At 64.4% G+C, this 25,703-nt stretch carries 20 protein-coding genes; 12 read left to right on the top strand and 8 right to left on the bottom strand.

The features are described 5' to 3' along the window. The first annotated feature begins 176 nt into the window (after positions 1-176). Positions 177-1,679, top strand: a complete 1,503-nt coding sequence (rpsA, locus tag ABD059_RS06415) for a 30S ribosomal protein S1 (protein ID WP_343878534.1) — start codon at positions 177-179, stop codon at positions 1,677-1,679. A 171-nt stretch (positions 1,680-1,850) separates the two neighbouring features. On the opposite strand, the gene ABD059_RS06420 is transcribed toward rpsA, so the two are convergent. From ABD059_RS06420 to ABD059_RS06435, 4 genes are all read right to left on the bottom strand, one after another. Then, positions 1,851-2,585, bottom strand: coding sequence for a hypothetical protein (locus ABD059_RS06420; protein ID WP_343878535.1), 735 nt, complete (start codon positions 2,583-2,585; stop codon positions 1,851-1,853). A gap of 3 nt (positions 2,586-2,588) precedes the next feature. Beyond that, positions 2,589-3,941 (bottom strand): APC family permease, encoded by a 1,353-nt coding sequence (locus tag ABD059_RS06425; RefSeq protein WP_343878536.1) that lies wholly within the window; start codon positions 3,939-3,941, stop codon positions 2,589-2,591. Between the two features lie 71 nt (positions 3,942-4,012). Continuing rightward, positions 4,013-5,140: a class I SAM-dependent methyltransferase gene (locus ABD059_RS06430; RefSeq protein WP_343878537.1), complete on the bottom strand. Its 1,128-nt coding sequence runs from the start codon at positions 5,138-5,140 to the stop codon at positions 4,013-4,015. Next, on the bottom strand, positions 5,133-5,870 hold the full coding sequence (locus tag ABD059_RS06435) for an IMPACT family protein (RefSeq protein ID WP_343878538.1): 738 nt from the start codon (positions 5,868-5,870) through the stop codon (positions 5,133-5,135). The genes ABD059_RS06430 and ABD059_RS06435 overlap by 8 nt, the downstream gene beginning before the upstream one ends. On the opposite strand from ABD059_RS06435, the gene coaE reads away from it, so the two are divergent. The 3 genes from coaE (at position 5,869) to ABD059_RS06450 (ending at position 10,508) form a co-directional block, all read left to right on the top strand. Then, positions 5,869-7,086, top strand: a complete 1,218-nt coding sequence (gene coaE, locus ABD059_RS06440) for a dephospho-CoA kinase (RefSeq protein WP_343878539.1) — start codon at positions 5,869-5,871, stop codon at positions 7,084-7,086. The two genes, ABD059_RS06435 and coaE, sit on opposite strands and share 2 nt — an antisense overlap. 51 nt (positions 7,087-7,137) lie before the next feature. Continuing rightward, the gene (gene uvrB, locus ABD059_RS06445; RefSeq protein WP_343878540.1) at positions 7,138-9,228 is read left to right on the top strand and encodes an excinuclease ABC subunit UvrB; all 2,091 of its coding nucleotides are present in this window, start codon (positions 7,138-7,140) and stop codon (positions 9,226-9,228) included. 227 nt (positions 9,229-9,455) lie between these two features. Then, positions 9,456-10,508: a TerC family protein gene (locus tag ABD059_RS06450; protein WP_343878541.1), complete on the top strand. Its 1,053-nt coding sequence runs from the start codon at positions 9,456-9,458 to the stop codon at positions 10,506-10,508. A 35-nt stretch (positions 10,509-10,543) separates the two neighbouring features. Here ABD059_RS06450 and ABD059_RS06455 read toward each other — a convergent pair whose 3' ends face one another. The 3 genes from ABD059_RS06455 to ABD059_RS06465 all read right to left on the bottom strand — a co-directional run bounded on the left by ABD059_RS06455 (position 10,544) and on the right by ABD059_RS06465 (position 14,994). Continuing rightward, positions 10,544-11,875: an alpha/beta fold hydrolase gene (locus tag ABD059_RS06455; RefSeq protein WP_377959565.1), complete on the bottom strand. Its 1,332-nt coding sequence runs from the start codon at positions 11,873-11,875 to the stop codon at positions 10,544-10,546. Then, entirely contained in the window at positions 11,872-12,354 is a 483-nt protein-coding gene (locus ABD059_RS06460; protein WP_343878542.1) for a GNAT family N-acetyltransferase, read from the bottom strand. Before ABD059_RS06460 ends, ABD059_RS06455 begins: the two co-directional genes overlap by 4 nt. A 117-nt stretch (positions 12,355-12,471) precedes the next feature. Further along, positions 12,472-14,994 carry a DEAD/DEAH box helicase gene (locus ABD059_RS06465; protein ID WP_343878543.1) on the bottom strand — a complete coding sequence of 841 codons (2,523 nt, stop codon included), beginning with the start codon at positions 14,992-14,994 and terminating at the stop codon, positions 12,472-12,474. 76 nt (positions 14,995-15,070) lie between these two features. Between ABD059_RS06465 and ABD059_RS06470 the strand changes: the two genes are divergently transcribed. After that, positions 15,071-15,856, top strand: a complete 786-nt coding sequence (locus ABD059_RS06470; protein WP_343878544.1) for a trans-aconitate 2-methyltransferase — start codon at positions 15,071-15,073, stop codon at positions 15,854-15,856. Positions 15,857-16,083: 227 nt separating this feature from the next. Here the strand turns inward: ABD059_RS06470 and ABD059_RS06475 are convergent, their stop codons facing one another. Continuing rightward, positions 16,084-16,722, bottom strand: coding sequence for an MBL fold metallo-hydrolase (locus ABD059_RS06475; RefSeq protein ID WP_343878545.1), 639 nt, complete (start codon positions 16,720-16,722; stop codon positions 16,084-16,086). Between the two features lie 137 nt (positions 16,723-16,859). Between ABD059_RS06475 and ABD059_RS06480 the strand changes: the two genes are divergently transcribed. The 7 genes from ABD059_RS06480 to ABD059_RS06510 all read left to right on the top strand — a co-directional run bounded on the left by ABD059_RS06480 (position 16,860) and on the right by ABD059_RS06510 (position 25,698). Then, positions 16,860-17,255, top strand: coding sequence for a GntR family transcriptional regulator (locus tag ABD059_RS06480; protein WP_343878546.1), 396 nt, complete (start codon positions 16,860-16,862; stop codon positions 17,253-17,255). A gap of 85 nt (positions 17,256-17,340) precedes the next feature. Further along, positions 17,341-20,241 carry an excinuclease ABC subunit UvrA gene (gene uvrA, locus ABD059_RS06485; RefSeq protein ID WP_343878547.1) on the top strand — a complete coding sequence of 967 codons (2,901 nt, stop codon included), beginning with the start codon at positions 17,341-17,343 and terminating at the stop codon, positions 20,239-20,241. A 73-nt stretch (positions 20,242-20,314) separates the two neighbouring features. After that, complete coding sequence (locus tag ABD059_RS06490; protein WP_343878596.1) at positions 20,315-21,007, top strand: HAD hydrolase-like protein; 693 nt, start codon at positions 20,315-20,317, stop codon at positions 21,005-21,007. Then, entirely contained in the window at positions 20,994-21,662 is a 669-nt protein-coding gene (locus ABD059_RS06495; protein WP_343878548.1) for a lysophospholipid acyltransferase family protein, read from the top strand. The genes ABD059_RS06490 and ABD059_RS06495 overlap by 14 nt, the downstream gene beginning before the upstream one ends. Continuing rightward, the gene (gene uvrC, locus ABD059_RS06500; protein ID WP_343878549.1) at positions 21,662-23,701 is read left to right on the top strand and encodes an excinuclease ABC subunit UvrC; all 2,040 of its coding nucleotides are present in this window, start codon (positions 21,662-21,664) and stop codon (positions 23,699-23,701) included. Before ABD059_RS06495 ends, uvrC begins: the two co-directional genes overlap by 1 nt. Positions 23,702-23,764: 63 nt before the next feature. Further along, positions 23,765-24,667, top strand: a complete 903-nt coding sequence (gene rapZ, locus ABD059_RS06505) for an RNase adapter RapZ (protein WP_343878550.1) — start codon at positions 23,765-23,767, stop codon at positions 24,665-24,667. Next, entirely contained in the window at positions 24,667-25,698 is a 1,032-nt protein-coding gene (locus ABD059_RS06510; protein ID WP_343878551.1) for a gluconeogenesis factor YvcK family protein, read from the top strand. Before rapZ ends, ABD059_RS06510 begins: the two co-directional genes overlap by 1 nt. Positions 25,699-25,703: the final 5 nt, after the last annotated feature.

The raw sequence follows: 25,703 nt of genomic DNA on the forward strand, positions 1-25,703 counted from the left end.
AGACTAGACGGGCGTGTAATGCGCACTGCGAAATGGGTTGCCGAGCAGTATCGGGCAAGTCGTTTTCTCTCCAAAAGTCCACTTCCGGACGGGCTCCACCTGAACCAGCAGAGTTTCCTGTTGCCCAGGCGTCGCTCTCCGGATCAACTAATCATCCACAACGGAGTCCCAACTACATGACCATCACCACCACCGAGAAGCCAGGTGCACCGCAGGTCGCGATCAACGACATCGGCACCGCTGAGGACTTCCTCGCAGCCATTGACGCCACCATCAAGTACTTCAACGACGGAGACCTCGTTGAAGGAACGGTAGTCAAGGTTGACCGCGACGAGGTTCTGCTCGACATCGGTTACAAGACCGAGGGTGTTATCCCTTCCCGTGAGCTGTCCATCAAGCACGACGTTGATCCCGGAGACGTTGTCTCCGTTGGTGATCAGGTCGAAGCACTGGTGCTCACCAAAGAGGACAAAGAAGGCCGCCTGATCCTGTCCAAGAAGCGCGCTCAGTACGAGCGTGCCTGGGGCGATATCGAGAAGGTCAAGGAAGAAGACGGCGTCGTCACCGGTACGGTCATCGAGGTTGTCAAGGGTGGACTCATCCTCGACATCGGCCTCCGCGGCTTCCTGCCTGCGTCCTTGGTTGAGATGCGTCGTGTACGCGATCTTGCTCCATACATCGGTCAGAAGATCGAAGCGAAAATCATCGAGCTGGACAAGAACCGCAACAACGTGGTCCTGTCCCGCCGTGCATGGCTTGAGCAGACCCAGTCCGAGGTGCGTTCCACGTTCCTCAACAAGCTGGAAAAGGGCCAGGTTCGTCCCGGCGTCGTTTCGTCGATCGTCAACTTCGGTGCCTTCGTGGACCTCGGCGGCGTCGACGGACTCGTTCACGTCTCCGAACTGTCCTGGAAGCACATCGATCACCCATCCGAGGTTGTCGAAGTTGGCCAGGAAGTCACCGTCGAGGTTCTCGAGGTCGACCTGGACCGCGAGCGTGTCTCACTGTCGCTCAAGGCCACCCAGGAAGATCCATGGCAGACCTTCGCCCGCACCCACGCCCTCGGGCAGGTTGTTCCGGGTAAGGTCACCAAGCTGGTTCCTTTCGGTGCGTTCGTTCGCGTCGAAGACGGCATCGAAGGCCTGGTCCACATCTCCGAGCTGGCAGTCCGCCACGTGGAACTGGCAGAGCAGGTTGTCTCCGTTGGAGACGAGCTGTTCGTCAAGGTCATCGACATCGACCTCGAGCGTCGCCGGATCTCCCTCTCCCTCAAGCAGGCCAACGAGGGCGTCGACGCCGACAGCACCGAGTTTGACCCGGCTCTGTACGGTATGGCTGCCGAGTACGACGAAGAAGGCAACTACAAGTACCCAGAGGGCTTCGACCCAGAGTCCAACGAATGGCTCGAGGGTTACGACTCTCAGCGCGCGACCTGGGAAGCTCAGTACGCTGAAGCCCAGTCACGCTGGGAAGCTCACAAGAAGCAGGTTGTGCAGCACGCATCTGACGATGCAGCTGCAGCCAACGAGCCAGTCGAGTCCAGCTCCACGAGCTACTCGTCTGAGCCAGCCGCGGCTGAGAGCACTAACAACAGCAGCAGCAACAGCAACGTCGGCACGGGTACTCTCGCGTCAGACGAGGCACTTGCCGCACTGCGCGAAAAGCTGACCGGTAACTAAGGTCCAGCACTAGCACCTGAAGAGGCCCCCACCGCAAGGTGGGGGCCTCTTTTGTGTCCGGTCCCGTTCAGTGTCGCGTTGTGCCTGCCAGTGGGAAAGTTTGCCCTGAGCCAGTCTGCACTGCCCCAGGGGCGCGCCCAATGGCGAAGGCGCACGCACCAGAGGGGCTACTCAGGGTGAGTTGAACCGGGGACCCGCGGTATCCGGTGCAACCCTGGCTTCGGCATAGGACGGTTCCCGGAGCGCCCGGGTCCAGGCGTAAGTTTCGGATCCGGGCAGCGGGCGCCGGACCGGGTCAAAACGCAAACCCGTCAGATTCCCGTCCCGTGCAGCTGGCACCGGCTCGGGCTCTTCGAGGGTCAGTACCAGAGTGCCGAAACGGGTCCAATCACCCAGGGGACGGCTGAAGCAGAGGGCGAGTTCCAGGGGACGCTTCGCCAGTCCCACCCGGAGCCCGGCAGGCGTGGCTGGCATCCGACCACTCGGGTCAAGGGGAAAAGCCGCCAGCAGAACGGCTGACTTCCCGCCCTTGTAGGGCATCATTGACGTGAATTTGGCGGCCTGGACATTCCGCTGCGGGAGCAGGACGAACCGGGCAGGAAACGACGCACCGGTGGACGCGAGCAGCACATCAAAGTGGTCAGACCCGTGGGGGACCCGCAAGGCCAGGCCGAGAATGTCAGGGCTCCAGCGGGGTAGCCCCACCGAGCGGGACAGCCGCGCCCGGATCGGGTCCTGGCCGGTGCCGTCAATCCAGGAAACTCCGCTGGAAACAGGTGGCCCGGTCCGGGCGAGTGTCCCGGTGAGCCACACGCCGTCGGGGTGGATGGGACGCTGCGGCCTGACGGCTTTCATCGTAGCGAACAGGCCGGCGAACCCCTTGCCAAGTGCGGTAGTGACGCGCATCGGTCAGTGCTTCACTGCTCGGTCGGAGTCCGCGGTGCGGTCCGGGGCGGAGCGGCGGGTCGTGCTGTGTTGAATCGCATACAGCACCAGGCCAATGGCCACCAGGATTCCAGCGCGCAACCAGATGTCGGCGCTTTGCTGCGTCATGAGTAGGACACAGGACGCGATCGCCAGGTAGGGAAAGACCACCGGAATCTGGAAGTGCTGGTGGTCCACCTTGTCTTTGCGAAGAATCAGCACGGCGATGTTGGTGCTGAGGAACACGAACAGCAGCAGCACCACGACCGTCTCGGCCAGCGATGCCAGATCACCGGTGCTGCTGAGGATCATCGCCGCAACGGTGGTAGCAATGATCGCGACCCACGGCGTGCGCCGGTTGGGGAGTACCCGGCCCAACACCGATGGCAGCAGGCCTTGTTCGGCCATCCCATAGGTCAAACGGCTCGCCATGATCATGGTGAGCAGTGACCCGTTGGCGACGGCGATGAGGGCCACCAGTCCGAAGATCCACTCGGGGATCCCGAACCCGGTGGCGTTGACGACGTCGAGCAGTGGCGACGTCGAACCCGCCAGGTCGGCTGCGGGCACAGCCGCGGAGGCTGCCAGGCCGATCAGCACGTAGACAATGCCGGCAGTGAACAGTGCGCCGAAGAGTGCGCGGGGGAACACCCGGCTGACATCCTTGACCTCCTCTGCGACATTCGCCGACACTTCGAACCCGACAAACGAGTAGTAGGCAATCAAAGTGGCAGCCAGCACCGCGGAGGCCGGCCCCACGCCGTCGGGAAATTGGGTGACCCTGCTGAGGTCGCCGTTGCCCTGCGCGAGGAAGAGGCCGACGACGACAATCACCAGGACGAGCCCCGAGACTTCGACGACTGTCATGACCACGTTGGTGCGCACTGACTCTCGGATGCCGCGGGCATTCAGGGCCGCGACCAGCAGGAGGAAGACCAGCGACGCCGGGCCCGCCTGGACGTCGATGAAGGCGGACAGGTATGCGCCGGAGAATGCCTGGGCCAGGCCAGCGGCACTGGTGACGCCGGCAGCCAGCATGCAGAAGCCCACCAGGAAAGAGATCAGGGGCTTCCGGTAGGCACGTTCGGCGAAAACGGCCGCGCCGCCCGCTTTCGGGTACTTGGTGACGAGCTCCGCGTAGGAACCAGCCGTGAGTAGTGCCAGTCCCAGAGCGACAAGCAGGGGCGCCCAGATGGCACCGCCCGCTTCGCCTGCCACCACTCCGACCAGCACATAGATGCCCGCACCCAGCACATCACCGAGGATAAACAGGTAGAGCAACGGGCCGGTGATGCCCTGCTTTAGCTTGGACGGGGCTGACTGCTGAGCTATGGACATTCCTGAAGTATATTCCAGACAGTAAGTTCACTGAGCATTGCGTGACGGGGCCGGCTTCCGGACCGGCCGGATCAGGATCGCGTGGACACCGTCACAGTGAATTTCGGGTTCCTGGCAGCCTGCCGGGTCGGGCCAACCAGGGAGGTGAGCGGGGTCCGATACTGGAGGTGACTGTTCCAGACCGTCCAGAGTTCGCCACCCGGTTGAAGAACCCGGCCAGCATCGGCGAAAAGTTTCAGGGCAATCCCGGAGTGGACGGTGCCTTCCATATGGAAGGGCGGGTTCAGTACGATGAGCTCGGCCGAGGAGTCGGGCATCGAGGACAACGCGTCATCGCGCACCACGGTGATCCGGTCGCCGACACCGTTGGCGTCGGCCGTGGCACGGGAGGACGCGACAGCCGACGCCGACTGGTCGGTTGCAACGATCTTCAGCGCAGGCCTGGTGAGGGCGAGATAGGCGGCTATCGTGCCGTTGCCCGACCCCAGGTCGATTGCCTGCCCCGCGGCTCGGGCCGCGGAGAGGGCGGGGAGCAGATAGCGGGTCCCCGCGTCCAGTTTTGCCCCACCAAACGTGCTGCCGAAAGCTTTGAGGACCAGCGGTGCGGGCAAGCCGACGTCGTGCTGCTCCGCCACCGGAAATCCACTGGCGGCTGTGACCACGGGCACCGACGCTGTCAGGATCCGCGACTTCTGGCGTGCCAGTCCGGCAGACACCGTAGTGAAGTGGCGGCCCAGGATGCCGTTCATCGCGGTGGTCATGTGCTTGACCCGGCCGCCAGCGAACACAGTGACGTCCGGGCTGGCGTAACGGGCGATCGTCCAGGCGATCTCATCCAGTGCGGCCAGCGACCGGGGTAGCTGCAGCAGGACGGTAGGGGCACCGGTCAACAGGGCCTCGTCGAGGGGATGATGGGAGAAAGCCGCGGCCAGACCGGCGGTCTGCGCGTTGGCTGCCAGGGCGAGCTCACCGGAGAGCGGGTCCTGGTGGGTGCGGAGGGACCGGGCCCCGTGCAGCGCGGCGGCGCCGAGGGTGAGCGCACCGTAGTGGTCACCGATGACGACGACGCCGTCCCGGTCAGCGGTGATCCCTGCGCCCGCGGTGTCGAGGAGGAGCCGATCGGTGGCGTCGAACGCGAAGAGGTTCGGGGCCTCGACGTCGGGAGCCCGTCGAAGGTTGTCGAAGGAAAAATCAGTCACAGTCCACCCATTTCAGGTCGAGTAGTTGGGCGCCGGACTGGCCGGCGGTCAGGGAGGCGAGGCGGGCGCGAAACCCGTCGATCGATGCGTCACCGGCGGGTATGGCCACCTGAAGGGTGGCCCGTTCCGCGGAATAGTCGGTTCCCAGAACGTCGACGCCTGCGTGTCGAAGCTCGTTTTCGACCCGCCCTGCGTCGGTGTGGGCCACGGGTACCGCGAGGAGCTGCAGCAGTCGTCGTCGGACACCGGGTGCCGAATCCAGCCCCTGGGAGACAGCGTCGGAATAGGCTCGCACCAGTCCGCCGGCACCGAGCAGCACTCCACCGAAATAGCGGACTACCACCACCGCGAGGTCGCTCAAATCAGCTTGACCGTCGGTGCTTTCCCGTCTGAGAATGGCGTCCAGCATGGGAGCGCCGGCGGTGCCCGACGGTTCGCCGTCGTCGTTGGCGCGCTGCACCGACCGATCAGGACCCAGCACAACGGCACTGCAATGGTGGCGCGCGTCGTGGAACTCGCGGCGCAGCTCCGTGAGGATCAACCGCGCGTCGTCCTCGCTGGCAATCCGCCGGATGACGGTGATGAAGCGTGACCGGCGGACGTCGGTCACGTGGCGGTGCTCGCCCCGGACCGTCGTGTAGCCGGTTATCCCACTGTCATCCACCAGCTCAAGTGTAGTGGGCGAGGGGTTGAACGCCGGGGACTTCCCACGTACTAGGGTGGGGGACATGCTCAGAATTGGCCTCACCGGCGGGATCGCAGCAGGGAAATCTCTGGTCGCCTCGCGGCTGGCAGAGCTCGGGGCGGTGCTGGTCGACGCCGATGTGCTGGCCCGTGAGGCGGTAGCGCCGGGATCGGCCGGGCTGGCAGCAGTCGCCGCCGAATTCGGAGCGGGGGTGCTGTTGCCTGACGGCACCCTGGACCGACCGGCGCTGGCGGCAGCCATCTTCGGCGACCCGTCCCGCCGGATGGTGCTGAACTCGATCATCCACCCGCTGGTGCGGGAACGCGCCCGAGAGCTGGTGGCAGCTGCGCCTCCGGGCGCCGTCGTCGTGCAGGACATTCCCTTGCTGGTGGAGACCGGCCAGCAGCACCAGTTCCATCTGGTGGTGGTGGTTGACGCTCCCGACGACGTCCGGATCGAGCGGCTGACCAGCCTCCGGGGGATGAGCGACCAGGACGCGCGGGCCCGGATTGGTGCGCAAGCCACGCGCGCCGAGAGGAAGGCGGCCGCCGACGTCGTCCTCGTCAACGACAGCACCCCACAGGATCTGCTGGCCGACGTCGACCGCCTGTGGAACGAACGGCTGGTGCCCTTCAACGACAACCTGCTGCGCGGCGTCCGTGCTGCCCGGAGCAGCGGGCCGCGGCTGGTGCCGGCCAGTGCCGACTGGCCGGAGCAGGCCGAGCGGATCGCGGGCAGGGTTCGTCTGGTGGACCCCCGTGTGCTGGCCGTCGATCACATTGGGTCGACCGCGGTGCCCGGGCTACCCGCCAAGGATGTCCTTGATCTGCAGCTCACCGTCGCTGCTCTTGATGATGGAGACGCGATTGCCGGGAAGCTGGCCGCGGCAGGTTTTCCACCCGTCGACGGCATCACGCGCGATGAACCCAGGCAGGCTGATCCTGATCCGGGTCACTGGGTGAAGCGATTCCACGCCAATGCGGACCCCGGCCGGCCGGTTAACCTTCATGTGCGGGTCGAGGGTTCGCCCGGCTGGCGGTATGCGCTGTCCTTCAGGGACTGGCTGCGCTCCGAACCGGGCGCCGCCGGGTTGTACCTGGCGGAAAAGGAGCGGTGCGCCGCCAAACACGCCGGAGATACAACGACCGACGGCTACGCCGAATGCAAGGAAAACTGGCACACAACCGTCGCTGATCCGCTGCTGTCCCGGTGGATCGCCGACACCGGCTGGCGGCCGGGACCGCCTTCCGCCGTCGGCTGAGTCACGGGCATGAGGACAGTAATTGTCCGGGGGAGGGTCTAACGTATTTATATGAGCCTTGCGCAGCAAATTAACCGGGTGGTCGCCCCGTTCGAAGTGATCAGTGATTTCAATCCGGCTGGCGACCAGCCGGCCGCGATCGCCGAGCTGAGCGAGCGGATCAAGGGTGGCGAAAAGGACGTGGTGCTCCTGGGTGCCACCGGCACCGGCAAGAGTGCGACGACGGCGTGGCTGATCGAGCAGGTCCAACGCCCCACCCTGGTGATGGTGCAGAACAAGACCCTCGCCGCACAGCTGGCCAACGAATTCCGTGAACTGTTGCCAAACAATGCCGTCGAGTACTTCGTCTCCTACTACGACTACTACCAGCCTGAAGCGTATGTACCGCAGACCGACACCTTCATTGAAAAGGACTCGTCGGTCAATGAGGAGGTGGAGCGGCTCCGCCACTCGGCCACGAACGCCCTGCTGACCCGCCGGGACGTCATCGTCGTCGCCACGGTGTCCTGCATCTACGGCCTGGGCACCCCCGAGGAGTACGTCGCCGGGATGGTCACGCTGGAGACCGGCCAGCAGATGAACCGGGACGACCTGCTGCGGAAGTTCGTGTCAATGCAGTACACCCGCAACGACATCGACTTCCACCGCGGCACGTTCAGGGTGCGCGGCGACACCGTCGAGATCATCCCGATGTATGAGGAACTGGCGCTTCGCATTGAGTTCTTCGGTGACGAGGTCGAGAAGATCTACACCCTGCACCCGCTGACCGGTGAAATCGTCCGGGAAGAAACTGAAATGTATGTGTTCCCGGCGTCGCACTATGTTGCGGGCCCCGAGCGGATGAACCGGGCGGTCAAGCAGATTGAGGATGAGCTCCAGGTCCGGCTGGACGAACTGGAGTCACAGAACAAGCTGGTCGAAGCCCAGCGGCTGCGGATGCGGACCACCTATGATCTCGAAATGATGCAGCAGATGGGGTTCTGCAACGGTATCGAGAACTACTCGCGGCACATCGATGGGCGCGGTCCGGGCTCGGCATCGCACTGCCTGCTGGACTACTTCCCCGACGACTTCCTGCTGGTGGTCGACGAGTCGCACGTGACCATTCCGCAGATCGGTGCCATGTATGAGGGTGACATGTCCCGGAAACGCACCCTCGTGGACCACGGGTTCCGGCTCCCGTCCGCGATGGACAACCGGCCACTGAAATGGGACGAGTTCCTGGACCGGATCGGGCAGACCGTCTACCTCTCGGCAACCCCCGGGAAGTACGAGCTGGGCAAGTCGGATGGGTACGTGCAGCAGATCATCCGGCCAACCGGGTTGATCGACCCGGAGGTGGTGGTCAAGCCCAGCAAGGGCCAGATCGATGACCTGCTGGGCGAGATCCGCACCAGGGTGGAACTGAACGAGCGGGTGCTCGTCACCACCCTGACCAAGCGGATGGCCGAGGACCTGACCGGGTACCTGCTGGAGCATGGGGTAAAGGTCGAGTACCTGCACTCGGACGTGGATACCCTGCGCCGGGTGGAGCTGCTGCGCGAGCTGCGGCTCGGGACCTTCGACGTCCTGGTCGGCATTAACCTGCTCCGTGAGGGCCTCGACCTTCCCGAAGTGTCACTGGTCAGCATCCTCGATGCCGATAAGGAAGGGTTCCTGCGCAGCGCCACCTCCCTGATCCAGACCATCGGGCGTGCGGCCCGTAACGTCTCGGGTGAGGTGCACATGTACGCGGACCGGATCACCGATTCCATGGCGAAAGCTATCGACGAAACGAACCGACGCCGTGAGATCCAGGTGGCGTACAACCTCAAGCACGGCGTCGATCCGCAGCCCCTGCGGAAGCGGATCGCCGACATCACCGATTCCATTGCCCAGGAGGACGCCGACACCCGGGCCCTGCTCGAGGAAACGGGCAGGAAGCGCAAGGGCGGCAAGACGGCCAAGGGTGGCACCCCTGTCCGTCATGACGGCCTTGCCGCAGTGCCGGCCGAGGATCTGACTGACCTGATCGGTCAGCTCACCGACCAGATGCATTCGGCGGCCGCTGACCTGCACTTCGAGCTGGCCGCACGGCTTCGTGACGAGGTCGGAGACCTGAAGAAGGAGTTGCGGCAGATGCAGACGGCAGGGCACGCCTAGCGCAGGCCCTGGCCGGGGGAGGGCTCGCGCAACTAATTGACAGGTTGCGCGAGCCATTTCCTGATCCACCTCGGACGGGGTTACGATAAGCCGGACGTAGGGGAGTATCCCGAAGCGCTACGAACGTCAACACGCGGAGCATCGATGTTCCGCCGGGCGTAGCGGCCGGTGGCAAAAGCCGCGGCGGAGAGACTTGCGGAATCCGCTGCACCCTCGAAAGGTCCCTCATGCCTGAACCCACACTGGAACTGCCATTGGCGTTTGAGGTAGGCACATTCATTGTGCTGGGCCTCATCCTCCTGTTCGACTTGCTGCTGGTGGTCAAGCGCCCGCACGAGCCGTCGATGAAGGAAGCCGGTCTGTGGGTCACGTTCTACGTCTCTCTCGCGCTGATCTTTGCGGTCCTGATGTTCATCTTTACCGGCCCGGATTACGGGGGACAGTTCGTCGCCGGCTGGGTCACCGAATATAGCCTGAGCATCGACAACCTGTTCGTGTTCATCATCATCATGGCCCGGTTCTCGGTGCCCCGTAAGTATCAGCAGGAAGTGTTGATGGTGGGTATCATCATCGCGTTGGTGCTCCGCGGAATCTTCATCCTGCTCGGCGCAGCCCTGATCAGCAACTTCAGCTGGATCTTCTACATCTTCGGTGTCTTCTTGCTCTACACGGCCTATCAGCAGGCCAAGGACACCGGTGAGGACGAGGAACATGGCAGCGAAAACAAGGTCATCGGTAAGCTGCGCAATGTCCTGCCGATGACCGACAAGTACGACGGCAACAAGATCCGCACCGTCGTGGACGGCAAGAAAGTCTTCACCCCGATGCTGATCGTCTTTGTGACCATCGGCCTCACCGACCTACTCTTCGCAGTGGATTCGATCCCGGCCATCTTCGGCCTGACCGAAAGCGCGTTCATCGTCTTCACCGCCAACATTTTCGCCCTGATGGGCCTCCGCCAGCTGTACTTCCTGCTCGGTGGCCTGATGACCCGCCTGATCTACCTCAAGCACGCGCTCTCGGTCGTCCTGGCGTTCATTGGCATCAAACTGATCCTCCACGCCATGCACGAGAATGAGCTGCCGTTCATCAACGGAGGCCAGCACATTGAATGGGCGCCGATCATCCCGACGTTCCTGTCGCTGGGTATCATCCTCGGCACCATCGTGATCGCGGTGGTCCTGAGTCTGCTCAGCCCGAAGGCCAAGCAGGCCAGCATCGATGCCAAGCTTGAAGAGGACGCACGGAAGGCTCGCGGCGCGGCCGACATCGAGAAGTAGCCTTCCCCGCCGGCCGGCGCCTGAGCGCTGGACGACTACGCGGGCCAGCCGGTCATACCCAGCAACCGGTTGAAGATCGCCTCGCCGTCGTCGGAAATCCCGTCGTGGTGGAAGTCGCCGGTCTCCCATGCCTGTAAGCCTTTGACCGCGCGGGCGGTCCTCATGGACAGGTCGTGGTCCACATAGATGTCGTCCTGGTAGACGGCAGCGGCGGCGGGAACGGTGTTGCGGGCAAGCTGGGCGGTGTCGTAAAGGCTGCCCCAATCCGCTTTTGCCGCGAGGAGGTCAGCTACGTCCCGCAACGGAACCAGGGACGGGTCCTGGTCGAAATACCAGCGGTACACCATTTCGCCGGTCAGCAGCGGTTCCTCGGCCGTGGGGAGGAACTGGGGGTGCTGGGCCAGCACCCGGTCGGCGGACCAATCGGAGGCTTCACCCTGGCAGTAGATCGACTCGTGGAGCAGGGCATAGAGCGGATTGGACGACCGGCTGACCTGCGCCCAGACGGCGTCCAGGAACACCTGGGACAGCCGCTGACCATTAGCAGTGCTCACGAAGGCGTCCTCAAGCAGGAAGTGCAGGGCGTCGACCCGCGTGTTGCCACCTAGGAATGATCCGATCATCTGCAGCCGGGCAACGGTGAGTCGCTCACCGGTCGGCAGCCGTTCGTCGATTGCCTCGAGGTGTCGTGCAATCCGGGTCAGAGTCGTCCGGTCCTCGGGGTACTTGGCGAAGTATTCGCGGTTCCTGGCTTCGACGAGCCGATAGGTGGCGGAATAGACCTGATCCGGGGGGCCACTGAGTGGTGCCAGACCGCCGGTGATCAGCGCCCGGTCCATGCCCTCGGGTGCGACAGAGAGGTACGTCAACGTGCAGAAACCGCCAAAGCTCTGACCGAACACCGTCCAGGGCGCCCCGACCAGTTGGCGGCGGATCAGCTCGGCGTCGGCAACAATCGAGTCGGCCCGGAAGTGGGCTAGATACTCGGCCTGCGCGGCGGCGTCGCCGCGCAGCGGAAGGGTCGCGGCATCCGCTGGGGTGGAACGGCCGGTGCCGCGCTGATCCAGCATCAGGATCCTGAAGTGTTGGGCCGCTGCCTTCATCCAGCCGCCCAGCTGCGTGACCCGGCTGCCCCGGCCGCCAGGTCCGCCCTGCAGGAACAGGAGCCAGGGCAGGTCGGCCGTGGCGTCGTCGTCGTAATCCAGCGAACTGTATTCGCGGGCAAAGACGGTGATGGTTTCGCCGTCGGACGTCCGATGGTCCAGGGGAACAGTGAAGTGGTGGCCGGTGGTGCGTGTGCCGTGCATCAGGTGGGTTGACCCGCGGCGGTGGGGGACGACGACGTCGTCGGCTGGCTGGCCGCTCATGTGGCGGTTCCGTTGGCTACAGCGGTGAGGGCGGGACCGGTGAGGCGGTAGGTGGTCCACTCGTCCTGCGGGAAGGCACCGAGGCTGTCGTAGAAGCTGATCGAGGGTTCGTTCCAGTTCAGGACAGACCACTCGACCCGGGCGTAGCCGCGTTCCGCGGCGATGCGTGCGAGGTTCTGCAGGAGTGCTTTGCCGTGGCCTTCGCCCCGGGCATCGGGGCGGACGTACAGGTCCTCCAAATAAATGCCGTTGACACCCTCCCAGGTGGAGTAGTTCAGGAACCAGAGGGCAAAGCCCTGGATGGCGTCGTCGGACTCGGCGACCTGCGCGAAGACGCTAGGCGCGGGTCCAAAGAGGGCCTGATGCAGCTGTTCCGGAGTGTTCCTGACGGCGTCAGGTTCCTTCTCGTAGATGGCGAGGTCGTGGATGAGCTGGAGGATGGTGGCTACATCAGCCGGGCGGGCGTCGCGAATAGTCATGCACTCAACCCTATCGATTCCAGCCCCGCCAGAGGGTAACTGTGCGAGTCTGGACGTCCCCGGCCTGTCGGGCAGCCCCAATGTGCCTAGCGGCTCCACCCGACTAGGGCGCCCCGGCTAGGGGGCTCCGACGCCGGTCACGGTGACCACGGCTGAGCCGGCCTCGTCGGAAGCGGCCAGGTCAATGACCGCGTTGATGCCCCAGTCATGGTTGCCGAACGGGTCCTTGAAGATCTGCCGGACCTTCCAGCTGCCAGGCACTTTCTCGATGATCAGCAGCGCGGGCCCGCGGGCCTCTGGCCCGTCGTCGATGTCCTCGTAGTCACCAAAGTAGCCGTCAAGGGCCTCCGTCCAGCGGTCCGCATCCCACCCGGATCCGCCATCCAACGCGCCAAGAGCGACATCGTCCTCGTCGGCGAAAAGTTTGACCCGCTGGAACATCTCGTTGCGGACCATCACGCGGAATGCCCGTTCATTCGAGGTGACCGAATCCGGTTCCGGTGGCAGCTCGAGCGCGTCGCCGCCGTCGGCTCGCCCACCAGCAGCCAGGAGTTCCCATTCCTCGAGGAGGCTCGAATCGACCTGGCGGATCAGTTCGCCGAGCCACTCGATGATGTCGGTGAGGTCCTCCCGCAGCGCCTCGGTCGGTACGGTCTGGCGCAATGCCTTGTAGCAGTCGGCAAGGTAGCGCAGCAGAATGCCCTCGGACCGGGTGAGGGAGTAGTAGGCAATGTACTCGCCGAAGTTCATGGCCCGCTCGTACATGTCCCGGACCACAGACTTGGGAGTCAGCTCGAAGTCGCCAAGCCAGGGAGCGCCACTGCGGTAGACATCGAAAGCCTGGAACAGGAGTTCGGCCATCGGTTGCGGATAGGTGACTTCCTCGAGGAGCGCCATCCGCTGGTCATAGTCGACACCGTCGGCCTTCATGGCCCCGATCGCCTCGCCGCGCGCCTTCTTCTCCTGGGCGTTCAGGACCTGGCGGGGCTTCTCCAGCGTCGCCTCGATCACCGACACGACGTCGAGCGCGTAGGTGGGGCTTTCCGGGTCGAGCAGCTCCAGGCTGGCCAGCGCGAACGGGGACAGCGGCTGGTTCAACGCGAAGTTGGCCTGCAGATGCACCTTGAGACGAATGGAGCGCCCGTCGGCGTCGGGCTCGGGCAGCCGCTCGACAATACCCGCTGTAACCAACGACCGGTAGATACCGATGGCCTTGCGGGTCAGCTGCAGCTGGGAGGCCCGGGTCTCGTGGTTCTCGTTGAGCAGCCGCTGCGCCGCGAAGAACGGGTTCCCAGGCCGCTCCAACAGGTTGAGGAGCATCGAGTGGCTGACAGCGAAGCTTGAGCTGAGCGCCTCGGGTGTTCCCGCGGCCAGACGTTCGTAGGTTGGCTTACCCCACGACACAAACCCGGTGGGCGGTTTCTTCCTGACTACCTGGCGGAGCTTCTTCTGGTCATCGCCGAACTTCCCGACGGCTTTCGCCATGGCCCTCGTGTTCTCGACCACATGATCGGGTGCCTGCACGACGACGGTCCCCGCCGTGTCATAGCCGGCCCGCCCCGCCCGACCCGCGATCTGGTGGAACTCGCGGGCGTTGAGCAGCCGGGTGCGGACGCCGTCGTACTTGCTCAGTGCGGTCAACAGCACCGTGCGGATGGGGACGTTGATCCCGACGCCGAGGGTGTCGGTGCCGCAGATGACCTTGAGCAGTCCCGCCTGGGCGAGCTGCTCCACCAGCCGGCGGTACTTGGGGAGCATCCCCGCATGGTGAACGCCGATGCCGTGCCGGACCAGTCGGTTGAGGGTCTTGCCGAACCCGGAGGAGAACCGGAAGGTCGCGATCAGGTCGGCGATTCTGTCCTTTTCCTCCCGGGAACAGACGTTCACGCTCATCAGGTTCTGGGCGCGTTCGATCGCTTCGGCCTGGCTGAAGTGCACCACATATACCGGCGCCTGCCGGGTGCTGAGCAGCTCCTCCAGGGATTCCTGGACGGTGGTCTCCACATAGTAGAAGTGCAGCGGGATGGGACGTTCGGCGCTGCTGATCGTGGTGCTGGTGCGGCCGGTACGTTCGGTCAGCTCATCCTCAAAGCGGGTCATGTCGCCGAGGGTTGCCGACATCAGAAGGAACTGGGCCTGGGGGAGTTCGAGGAGGGGCACCTGCCAGGCCCAGCCGCGCTGCGGATCGGAGTAGAAGTGGAACTCGTCCATGATGACGGTGCCGACGTCGGCCTGCGCACCTTCACGGAGGGCGATGTTCGCGAGGATTTCCGCCGTGCAGCAGATGATCGGTGCGTCCTGGTTGACCCCTGAATCACCGGTGATCATGCCGACGTTCTCGGCCCCGAACGTCTCGCAGAGGGCGAAGAACTTCTCGGACACGAGCGCCTTGATCGGCGCCGTGTAGTAGCTGCGCTTCCCGCGGGCGATGGCGTCGAAGTGCGCGGCGACGGCCACCAATGACTTCCCCGATCCGGTGGGCGTCGCGAGGATCACGTTGTTACCGGAGACCAGCTCCAGCACAGCCTCGTCCTGCGCCGGGTACAGGTTCATCCCCTCGCTGGTCGTCCACTCGAGGAACGCGCTGTAAACGTCGTCGGGCTGATCCGTGCCTGCGGGGAGGTGTTCCTGAATTCTCATAGGACTCCAGCCTATCCGTTGCCGCCATAACGGGGGCGCTGGCTGGCCCGTTATGGCTGGCCGATACGCTGGAGGCATGCGATGGGATCCCACACAATACTCACTGTTCTCCGATCACCGCGGCCGGCCGTTCCTCGACCTGGTCGGTCGGATCAAGCATGCCGATCCGCGGGTCGTCGTCGACCTCGGCTGCGGGCCGGGGGACCTCACCCGGCTGCTGGCCGAACGCTGGCCCGACGCTGGGGTGCTGGGGATCGACTCGTCGGCCGACATGGTGCGGGGAGCCAACGACCAATCCGATCCGCCGCCGAACCTGCGCTTCGAGACCGGCGATATCCGGAACTTCTCACCCGCTGACGACGTCGACGTCGTCGTCACCAACGCCGTCCTGCAGTGGGTGCCCGGTCAGGCCGAGCTCGTGCAGAAGTGGGCACGGGCGCTTCGCCCAGGTGCCTGGCTGGCCCTGCAGGTTCCCGGGAACTTCGGATCGGCGGCGCACACCCTGATGCGCGAACTGGCCGGATCGAACGCCTGGCGGGAAAGGCTCGGGGGAGTGCTGAGGCATACCGACGTCGTGTCGGAGCCAGAGGAGTACCTCCGGATGCTCAGCGGAGCGGGGATGACCGCAGACGTCTGGGAGACTACCTACCAGCATGTCCTCGCAGGACCAGATCCGGTCCTGCAATGGCTCAAGGGCACCGGATTGCGCCCGGTGCTGCACGCGCTGTCGGACGACGACGCCGCAGCCTTCGTCGACCAGTACACCGCCCTGCTGCGCGGGGCCTACCCCGAGGAACCGTGGGGGACAGTCTTCGGGTTCCGACGGATTTTCGCCGTCGGCGTCAAGAACCCAGAGAACTAGGCTTACCCCGGGACCGACTCCACCGGTCGGCCGCTTCGGAGCGGACTCTAGGGTTTGGCCTTCAAGGTCTGGCCGATAGTTCGTGCAGCAGTGGTGGGTCTTGTCACTGTCTTGTGCAGTTGTGGTGGGTCGGAGTGCGTGCCACCCGCCACAACTGCACGAATGATCGGGGCGGTCGAACCGCGCGGGCCGATCACCCGCCACAACTGCGCATAAGTCAAGCCGTGCTACCAGCCGCGGGCCCGCCACTCGTCAAGGTGCGGCCGTTCGGCTCCGAGGGTGGTGCCCTTCCCATGGCCGGGATGCACGATGGTGTCGTCCGGCAGATAGTCGAAGATTCGCTCGGACACATCCTTGAGTAGCGACTCAAACCGGGCGGCGTCCCCCTGGGTATTGCCGATGCCGCCGGGGAAGAGCGAATCCCCAGTGAACAGGTGCGCGGGACCGTGCGGGTCGCGGTACAGCAGGGCGACGCTCCCCGGTGTGTGTCCACGCAGCTTGATGGCTTCGAGGTCGAAGCCAGCAAAGTTGCCGATATCGCCGTGATCGAGGGATACGTCGGTAGCCACTGCGATATCCGGGACGTCCTCGGTTCCGGCGGCGGTCCGCGCCTTCGTCTGCCCGACGACGTCGGCCAACGCCCGAACATGATCCCAGTGCGAGTGGGTGGTGACAATCAGAGCCAGCTTCGGTTCAGCAGCGGTGTCTGCCGCGCTGTCGGCAAGGAGCGCCATGATGGCGGGAGCGTCATCGGCGGCGTCAATCAGCACCTGTGCGCCCGTGGCTTTCGAGGTCAGCAGGTAGACGTTGTTGTCCATTTCGCTGACCGAGATTGAGCGGATGGTCAGATCCTGAAGAGTATGCATGAATCCAGTCTAGGCACGCCGGTAAACGGGCAGGACTTTCGGGGCACAGGGCTGCATGGAACAATATGGGCAGCAGCGGTCCGCCCGGGGAGATGACCGGATAACAGTGATGAGAGACCGAGAACGGGAAGGCCCCAGTGAATCCAGGCGCAACAGGCAGCTCCGATGTCACCAGTTGGCTTCGCCTCGACCAGGCAAGCTCGGTTCCCCCGTATGAACAACTTCGCGTCCAGATTCTGGACGCCGCGAATGACGGATCGCTTCCCGTCGGGACCCGCCTGCCACCCGTCCGTACCCTGGCCGGGCACCTCGGAGTAGCAGTCAACACCGTCGCGCGGGCCTACCGCGAACTGGAGCAGGCAAACATCGTGGTCACCCGCTCCAGGGCCGGAACCGTTGTCGCGGCAGCCGGGGACGAAGCCCGCCAGCGAGCCGCCGAAGCTGCCGACGGCTACGCCGACGTGATCAAAGCCAATGGCCTTACCGAGGAAGAGGCCGTTGCCTATCTCCGGGCCGCTCTGCGCCGTCGGTGAACATCGAGGGCCAACGCGCCGACGACACGCGGAAAACCAGTCGATCGAATATGTATTCGAACACTGTTTGAATTAGAGTTATTGGGTGTCTATTGCAACTTCGCTCGAATCTGAGTTTTCCGACCCCACAGTGTCGCAGGATCTTTCGCGTCTGATCGTCAAGGGAGCGCGCGAGCACAACCTGCGCAACGTTGACCTCGACCTGCCCCGTGACGCGATGATCGTCTTCACCGGGCTCTCCGGGTCGGGGAAGTCCTCCCTCGCGTTCGACACGATCTTCGCTGAAGGTCAGCGGCGCTACGTCGAATCCCTGTCGGCCTACGCCAGGCAGTTCCTGGGTCAGGTGGATAAACCCGACGTTGATTTCATTGAGGGCCTCTCGCCTGCGGTGTCGATCGACCAGAAGTCGACCAACAAGAACCCCCGGTCGACAGTGGGCACCATCACCGAGATCTACGACTACATGCGCCTTCTCTGGGCCCGCGTGGGACGCCCCCACTGCCCCACCTGTGGCGAACCGGTTGCCAAGCAAACCCCGCAGCAGATCGTCGACCAGCTGCTTGAACTCGAAGAGGGCACCCGATTCCAGGTTCTCGCCCCAGTGGTGCGAGGCCGCAAGGGTGAATTCGTCGACCTGTTCCAGGAGCTGACGGCCAAAGGCTACGCCCGCGCCCGTGTCGATGGGGACGTTATCCAGCTGTCCGATCCGCCCAAACTCGGCAAACAGTTCAAGCACACCATCGAAGTGATTGTCGACCGGCTGGTGGTCAAGGAAGGCATCAGCCAGCGCCTCACCGACTCGGTGGAAACGGCGCTCAAGCTGGCCGACGGTCGGGTCCTCGCCGATTTCGTTGACCTTCCCGAAAAAGACAGCAAACGCGTCAGAGCATTCTCCGAGCATTTGGCCTGCCCCAACGAGCACCCGCTCGCCATCGATGAAATCGAACCACGCTCGTTCTCCTTCAACAACCCCTTCGGTGCGTGCCCCGCCTGCACCGGGATCGGCACCAAGCTTGAGGTTGACGAGGAACTGGTCGTCCCCAACCCGGATCTGAGCCTGGCGGAAGGGGCCATCGCCCCCTGGTCGCTGGGCACCGCAACCCTCGAGTACTGGACCCGGCTACTTGAAGGTCTGTCGAAAGAACTGAACTTCAAGATGGACGTGCCCTGGCACAAATTGCCGGACCGGGCGCGGGAAGCAGCCCTGTACGGCAAGGACCACAAGGTGGTGGTGCAGTACAAGAACAGGTTCGGCCGGGAGCGCAAGTACAGCACGGGTTTCGAAGGCGCCGTGCAGTACATCCACCGCAAGCACCTCGAAACCGAGTCTGACCATGCACGCGACCGCTACGAGGAGTACATGCGGCAGATCCCGTGCCCCGCGTGTGGCGGAGCCCGGCTGAACCCGGCCTCACTCTCGGTCCTGATCAACGGCAAATCCATCGCGTCGGTCGCCGCCATGCCGATGCGCGACTGCAGCGACTTCCTTAACAATCTGGTGCTCACGGGCCGTGAAGCCCAGATTGCCAGCCAGGTCCTCAAGGAAATTCAGGCACGGCTCCAGTTCCTGCTCGACGTCGGACTCGAGTACCTGAACCTCGAACGCGCTTCCGGGACCCTATCCGGCGGAGAGGCCCAGCGGATCCGGCTGGCGACCCAGATCGGTTCAGGTCTCGTGGGCGTGCTGTACGTTCTCGATGAACCGTCGATCGGGCTGCATCAGCGCGACAACCGACGGCTGATCGAGACGCTCGCCCGCCTCCGTAACCTCGGCAACACCCTGATCGTTGTGGAGCACGACGAGGACACCATCCAGGAAGCGGACTGGATCGTTGACATCGGCCCCGGCGCTGGCGAGCATGGCGGCGAGGTGGTCCACTCGGGTCTGCTCGAAGACCTCCTCACCAATGAGCGTTCCATCACCGGTGACTATCTCTCCGGTCGGCGGAAAATCGAGATCCCGAAGAAGCGCCGAAAGATCGACAAGTCCCGGCAGCTCAAGGTGGTCGGTGCACGTGAACATAACCTGACCTCCTTCGACATTGCCTTCCCGCTGGGCGTGCTGACCGCCGTGACCGGTGTCAGCGGATCCGGGAAGTCGACCCTGGTCAACGAGATCCTCTACAAGGTCCTCGCCAACAAGCTGAACGGTGCCAAGCAGGTTGCGGGCCGCCACAAGCGGATCGACGGGCTGGAGCACCTCGACAAAGTGGTCCACGTCGACCAGAGCCCCATCGGCCGGACCCCGCGCTCCAACCCCGCCACCTACACCGGGGTGTTCGACAACATCCGGAAGCTGTTTGCCGAGACCACCGAGGCGAAGGTTCGAGGGTACCTCCCCGGCCGGTTCTCGTTCAACGTGAAGGGCGGCCGCTGCGAAGCGTGCTCCGGTGACGGCACCCTGAAGATCGAAATGAACTTCCTGCCCGACGTGTACGTGCCGTGCGAGGTCTGCCACGGTCAGCGCTACAACCGGGAAACGCTCGAAGTTCACTACAAGGGCAAGACCATTGCCGATGTGCTGAACATGCCGATCGAGGAGGGGGCCGAGTTCTTCGCGGCGTTCAGCCCGATCGCACGGCACCTCAACACGCTCGTCGAAGTGGGGCTTGGCTACGTCCGGCTGGGTCAGCCGGCCACCACGTTGTCCGGGGGAGAGGCGCAGCGTGTGAAACTGGCCAGCGAGCTGCAGAAGCGGTCCAACGGTCGCAGTATCTACGTGCTTGACGAGCCGACCACTGGTCTGCACTTCGAGGACATCCGAAAGCTGCTGCTCGTTCTGCAGGGACTGGTGGACAAGGGCAACACAGTGATCACCATCGAACACAACCTCGATGTCATCAAGAGCGCCGATTGGGTCATCGACCTGGGGCCCGACGGCGGATCCGGCGGCGGCCAGATCATTGCCACCGGCACCCCCGAGCAGGTCGCCAAGTCGACGAAGAGCTACACCGGGACCTTCCTCGCAGAGACACTCGGACGATAGGTAGCGTCCGATATATTCCATGCAAGGAATGCAGTTTTCTGCTGGGCACCGGCTGTGGGAAACTTGGCCGGTGATGAACTACCGCCTGCTCGTGCTCTTTGACCTGGATGGAACCCTCGTCGACCCCGCAGGCGCCATCACCGGGGGGATTATCGGGTCACTGGAAGCCCATGGGCTACCCCTGCCGTCCGAAGACATGCTGCGGAAGATGGTTGGTCCACCACTCGTGACGTCCCTGCGGAAGATCGCAGGGGTGAACGAGAGCCAACTGGGGTCGGTGATCGCACACTACCGGGCGGGCTACCGCACCGAAGGGATGGCCGCCAGCCGGCCCTACCCCGGCGTCATCGGTGTGGTGGAAACGCTGCGGGCTGCTGGCCATCTGGTTGCTGTGGCGACCCAGAAACCACAGGGTCTTGCCCGGGAGCTCCTCGGCGTACAACAGATGGCCGGCCTGTTCCACTCCGTGCATGGATCTGCCGATGAGGAGCAGTCACCTGGCCCTGAGGGAAAGACCCCCATCATCGCCGAAGCCCTGGCCCGGTATGAGGGCAGGTACGACGGCGCTGTCATGATCGGTGACCGGTCCCACGACATCTCCGGAGCGGTCGAGAATGGGTTGGACTGTATTCCGGTGACCTGGGGGTTCGGATCAGCCGAAGAGTTCAGTGTGCCGGGCGCCACCACGCCAGCCAGCACCGCCGACGCGCTGCTGGAACTGATCCTGAAAAGGGTGCCGCAGGGGGTGGGGCATGGGAATCTATGACCTCACCCGGAGCAGCACCCGCGGACTGATCGCCGGTCTCTGTCGGCCCACCGTCGAGGGCCTGGACCAGGTGCCAGCCGAGGGGCCATTGATTGTCGCGGCCAACCACCTGTCCTTCCTGGACAGCGTGCTAATCCAGGCGCTCATGCCCCGCCCGGTCGCCTTCTTCGCCAAAGCCGAGTACTTCACTGGCCGCGGAATCAAAGGCAAAGCCATGCGCTCCTTCTTTGAAGGAGTCGGCTCCATCCCGGTTGAGCGCGGGCAGCAGGCAGCAAGTGTCCAGGCGCTGAAAACCCTCCACGAGCTGCTGGAAAGCGGCAACGGGATAGGTATCTACCCGGAGGGGACCCGGTCCCGGGACGGACTCCTGTACCGGGGGCGGACCGGTGTCGGCTGGCTCGCCCTCACCACCGGCGCGCCGGTGCTACCCGTGGGGCTGATCGGTACCGAGAATCTGCAGCCGGCAGGCCAGAAACGTATCAAGCCCCAACACTTCACCATGAGGATCGGCACCCCCCTGTACTTTGAAAAGACCGGCCCCGGACACTCCCTGCCCGCCCGCCGGCAGGTCACCGACACCATCATGGACTCAATCGCGGCGTTGAGCGGTCAGCAGCGTTCCACCAGCTACAACCAGAGTCCGGTGCTTGAATAATGGCCGATCCCCGCAGCTACCGCCCCCAGACCGGTGAGATTCCGGTGGACCCGGGCGTCTACCGGTTCCGTGACGAACACTCCCGGGTGGTCTACGTTGGCAAGGCCAAGAACCTCCGCTCCCGGCTGAACTCCTACTTCGCCAACCCGCAGGGCCTGCTGCCCAGGACCAGGGCAATGGTGTTCACTGCCGCGAGCGTGGAATGGACCGTGGTCGGCAGCGAGCTCGAAGCACTCCAGCTGGAGTACACCTGGATCAAAGAGTTCAACCCCCGGTTCAACGTCATGTTCCGTGACGACAAGTCCTACCCCTACCTGGCCGTCACGATGGGGGAGAAGTATCCCCGGGTCCAGGTCATGCGGGGCGACCGCAGGAAGGACACCCGATATTTCGGACCGTTCTACCCGGCGAAGGCAATCCGGGAAACCGTTGACACCCTCCTGCGCGTCTTTCCGGTCCGAACCTGCAGCAGCGGCGTGTTCAAGCGTGCCGAGCGCACCGGCCGCCCCTGTCTGCTCGGGTATATCGACAAGTGCTCGGCCCCCTGTGTCGGGCGAATCAGTCCCGAGGAGCACCGCGACCTTGCGGCACAGTTCTGCGACTTCATGGGCGGTCAGGCCACCCGGTTCATCGTGGACCTGGAGAAGCGGATGGCCGCCGCCGTCGCCGAGCTCGATTACGAATCCGCAGCAAGGACCCGGGACGACATTGCCGCCCTGAAGCGGGTGTTCGAGCGCAACACGGTGGTCCTATCCGAGGACACCGACGCCGACATCTTCGCTCTGAAGGAGGACGAGCTTGAGGCCGCCGTCCAGGTTTTCCATGTGCGCGGCGGCAGGATCCGCGGTCAGCGCGGCTGGATGGTGGAGAAGGTCGAGGACATGGGCACCGCCGACCTGGTGGAGCACCTGCTGCAGCAGGTCTACGGCGACGGCAGCAGCAGCAACAACCAGATCCCCCGCGAGGTGCTGGTCCCCGAGCTGCCCAGCAACGCCGAAGAGATGTCGGTCTGGCTCACCGGCCTCCGCGGTGCCCGGGTAGACCTGAGGGTTCCCCGCCGCGGTGACAAGGCCACCCTGCTCGGTACCGTGGAGCAGAACGCTGCCGACGCCCTCCGACTCCACAAGAGCCGACGGGCAGGTGACCTCACCACGCGCTCCGCGGCCCTTCAGGAACTCCAGGAGGCCCTCGACCTGCCGCAACCGCTGATGCGGATCGAATGTTTCGACATTTCCCACGTGCAGGGCACCAACGTGGTCGCGTCGATGGTCGTCGTCGAGGACGGGCTGCCCCGCAAAGCCGATTACCGCAGGTTCTCCATCACCGGCGACGCCGCCCGCGACGACACTGCCTCGATGTATGACGTGATCCAGCGCCGCTTCCGCAACTACCTCGCCGAGAAAACCGGCCCGGTGCCGCAGGGCATGAACCCGGACGGCGCCGACGGCGGTGGCAACGGCGGCAACACCAACGACGGCACGGCCACCGTGCCACTCGCCGACACCACCACTGCCACGACCCGACAGAAGTTCGCCTACCCACCGAACCTGGTGGTAGTCGACGGCGGCCAGCCGCAGGTCCATGCAGCCGCCCGGGCGTTGAAGGACCTGGGCATCGACGACGTTTTCGTGATCGGGTTGGCTAAGCGTCTTGAGGAAGTCTGGCTGCCTGACAGCGACTTCCCGGTGATCCTGCCCCGCGCCTCGGAGGGCCTGTTCCTGCTGCAACGCATCCGCGACGAGGCGCACCGATTCGCTATTGCCTTCCACCGGCAGAAACGTGGCAAGTCCATGACCGCTTCAGCACTTGACTCGGTGCCCGGCCTCGGCCCGTCGAAGAAGAAGGCGCTGCTGGCGCACTTTGGGTCGGTCAAAAAAATCCGCTCGGCCTCCCTTGAGGAGCTGCAAGCGGTGCCCGGAGTGGGGCCATCCCTTGCCGAGACACTGCAGCGCACTCTCGCGATGGCCACCACCGACGGCGCGGCGGCGGCGGTCGCACCAGCGGTGAATATGGCCACCGGCGAAATCCTCGATTCTTAGTTAGGGTAGAGGGTGGGGAACACCTGTTTGAGCCATGATCAACAGCCAGGATGGAAACACGCAATGACTCAGGGCGACGACAGCCTTACTCCGATCAAGCCCGAAGAATCGGAGCTGCTGGTGGTGACCGGAATGTCCGGCGCTGGCAGGAGCACTGCCGCCAACGCGTTGGAGGATCACGGCTGGTACGTGGTGGAGAATCTTCCGCCACAGATGTTGAGCACCCTGACCGAACTTGTCGCGCGGATGCCGCAGTCCATTCCCAAGCTCGCCGTCGTCGTCGACGTGCGCAGCCAGGAACTGTTCCATGACATCCGCAGCTCACTGGAGGCGCTGCGCACCTCAGGCGTCAACTACCGGGTCCTCTTTCTGGACGCCGCCGATGACACGCTGGTCCGCCGTTTCGAACAGGGCCGCCGCCCCCACCCTCTTCAGGACGAGGGACGGATCCTCGATGGGATCGCCGCCGAACGTGAGGTGCTCAAGCAGCTCCGGGAAGCGTCCGACCTGGTCGTTGACACGTCGGAACTGAACGTGCACGCCCTCGCCACCACGATCACCGAGCTGTTTTCCGAGTCCGGCCCGATCGTCCTGCGCATCAATGTGATGAGCTTTGGTTTCAAATACGGTCTGCCCGTTGACGCCAACTATGTGGCCGATGTGAGGTTCATTCCGAATCCGCACTGGGTGCCCGCGCTCAGGCCCCAGACCGGTCTCGACCAGCCCGTCAGCGATTATGTGCTGGGCGCCACCGGCGCAGCGGACTTCGTGGACCGGTATGTCCACGCCCTCGAACCAGTCCTCGAAGGCTACCGGCGCGAGAACAAGCACTACGCCACGATCGCCATCGGCTGCACCGGCGGAAAGCACCGGTCGGTGGCCGTGACCGAAGAGATCGCCAAACGGCTGGCGCAGCAGCCACGGCTGCAGGTCACCGCCCACCACCGCGATCTTGGTAGGGAATAGTGGCCCTGCTCACCGGGTCCCTTCCCATGCTGCCGGCAGCGGCAGCCAACCGACGTGGGTCGGGTCCGCAGGAGAACGCCCCCTCGGTGGTCGCCCTCGGCGGCGGCCATGGGCTGTCGTCGTCGCTCTCGGCACTCCGCCTGCTCACCTCGGAACTCACCGCGGTGGTCACAGTGGCCGACGACGGCGGCTCCTCCGGCAAGCTGCGCGAGGAACTGGGGGTTCTTCCGCCCGGTGATCTCCGGATGGCGCTGGCCGCCCTCTGCGATGACACTGACTGGGGGCGAACCTGGCGGGACGTGATGCAGCACCGGTTCACGTCCAAGCAGGGCGCCGATGGGTCACTCGACAACCATGCTCTGGGCAACCTGCTGATCGTCACCCTGTGGGAACTTCTCGGGGACCCCGTCGCCGGCCTGCAGTGGGCTGGTGCGCTCCTCGGAGCCCGGGGACGTGTCTTGCCGATGGCGAGCGTGCCGCTGACCATCGAAGGCGATGTGCTCTCGGAGGTGGACGGTGTCCTGCGGATGCGCACCGTCAGCGGCCAGTCCCAGCTGGCGGTGGCGGGCAGTGCCGGGAACGTCAACAATGTCCGGCTGCTCCCCGCCGGAGCACCAGCCTGCGTTGACGCGCTCACCGCAGTGGAACTGGCCGACTGGGTCATTCTCGGGCCCGGCTCCTGGTACACCTCAGTCCTCCCACACCTGCTCCTGCCCGAGCTTCGGGAAGCCCTGTGCAGCACCACGGCCAAGCGGTGCCTGACCATGAATCTCAGCAACGAGACCAAGGAAACAGTCGGCATGTCAGCGGTGGACCACCTGGAGGTCATCAGGCGCTACGCCCCCGAGTTCACGGTCGACGTTGTCATCGCGGACCCTACGGTCATCGGCAACCGCGACGAGTTCGTGGCCGCCGTCGCCGAGATGGGAGGCCGTGCCGTGTTGGGTAAGGTAGGTTCTTCAACGGGCAAACCTGTTCATGATCCCTTGCGTCTCGCGACGGCGTTTCATGACATGTTTGGCGAAAACTAATCGAT

The organism is Arthrobacter flavus (assembly GCF_039526005.1).
GTDB classification, from domain to species: domain Bacteria; phylum Actinomycetota; class Actinomycetes; order Actinomycetales; family Micrococcaceae; genus Arthrobacter_D; species Arthrobacter_D flavus.

Excerpts from the sequence above, each read along its gene's own strand:
- rpsA (WP_343878534.1), top strand. The coding sequence starts at position 177 with ATGACCATCACCACCACCGAGAAGCCAGGTGCACCGCAGGTCGCGATC.
- ABD059_RS06420 (WP_343878535.1), bottom strand. The coding sequence starts at position 2,585 with ATGCGCGTCACTACCGCACTTGGCAAGGGGTTCGCCGGCCTGTTCGCT.
- ABD059_RS06425 (WP_343878536.1), bottom strand. The coding sequence starts at position 3,941 with ATGTCCATAGCTCAGCAGTCAGCCCCGTCCAAGCTAAAGCAGGGCATC.
- coaE (WP_343878539.1), top strand. The coding sequence starts at position 5,869 with ATGCTCAGAATTGGCCTCACCGGCGGGATCGCAGCAGGGAAATCTCTG.
- ABD059_RS06435 (WP_343878538.1), bottom strand. The coding sequence starts at position 5,870 with ATGTCCCCCACCCTAGTACGTGGGAAGTCCCCGGCGTTCAACCCCTCG.
- uvrB (WP_343878540.1), top strand. The coding sequence starts at position 7,138 with ATGAGCCTTGCGCAGCAAATTAACCGGGTGGTCGCCCCGTTCGAAGTG.
- ABD059_RS06450 (WP_343878541.1), top strand. The coding sequence starts at position 9,456 with ATGCCTGAACCCACACTGGAACTGCCATTGGCGTTTGAGGTAGGCACA.
- ABD059_RS06455 (WP_377959565.1), bottom strand. The coding sequence starts at position 11,875 with ATGAGCGGCCAGCCAGCCGACGACGTCGTCGTCCCCCACCGCCGCGGG.
- ABD059_RS06460 (WP_343878542.1), bottom strand. The coding sequence starts at position 12,354 with ATGACTATTCGCGACGCCCGCCCGGCTGATGTAGCCACCATCCTCCAG.
- ABD059_RS06465 (WP_343878543.1), bottom strand. The coding sequence starts at position 14,994 with ATGAGAATTCAGGAACACCTCCCCGCAGGCACGGATCAGCCCGACGAC.
- ABD059_RS06470 (WP_343878544.1), top strand. The coding sequence starts at position 15,071 with ATGCGATGGGATCCCACACAATACTCACTGTTCTCCGATCACCGCGGC.
- ABD059_RS06475 (WP_343878545.1), bottom strand. The coding sequence starts at position 16,722 with ATGCATACTCTTCAGGATCTGACCATCCGCTCAATCTCGGTCAGCGAA.
- ABD059_RS06490 (WP_343878596.1), top strand. The coding sequence starts at position 20,315 with ATGAACTACCGCCTGCTCGTGCTCTTTGACCTGGATGGAACCCTCGTC.
- ABD059_RS06495 (WP_343878548.1), top strand. The coding sequence starts at position 20,994 with ATGGGAATCTATGACCTCACCCGGAGCAGCACCCGCGGACTGATCGCC.
- uvrC (WP_343878549.1), top strand. The coding sequence starts at position 21,662 with ATGGCCGATCCCCGCAGCTACCGCCCCCAGACCGGTGAGATTCCGGTG.
- rapZ (WP_343878550.1), top strand. The coding sequence starts at position 23,765 with ATGACTCAGGGCGACGACAGCCTTACTCCGATCAAGCCCGAAGAATCG.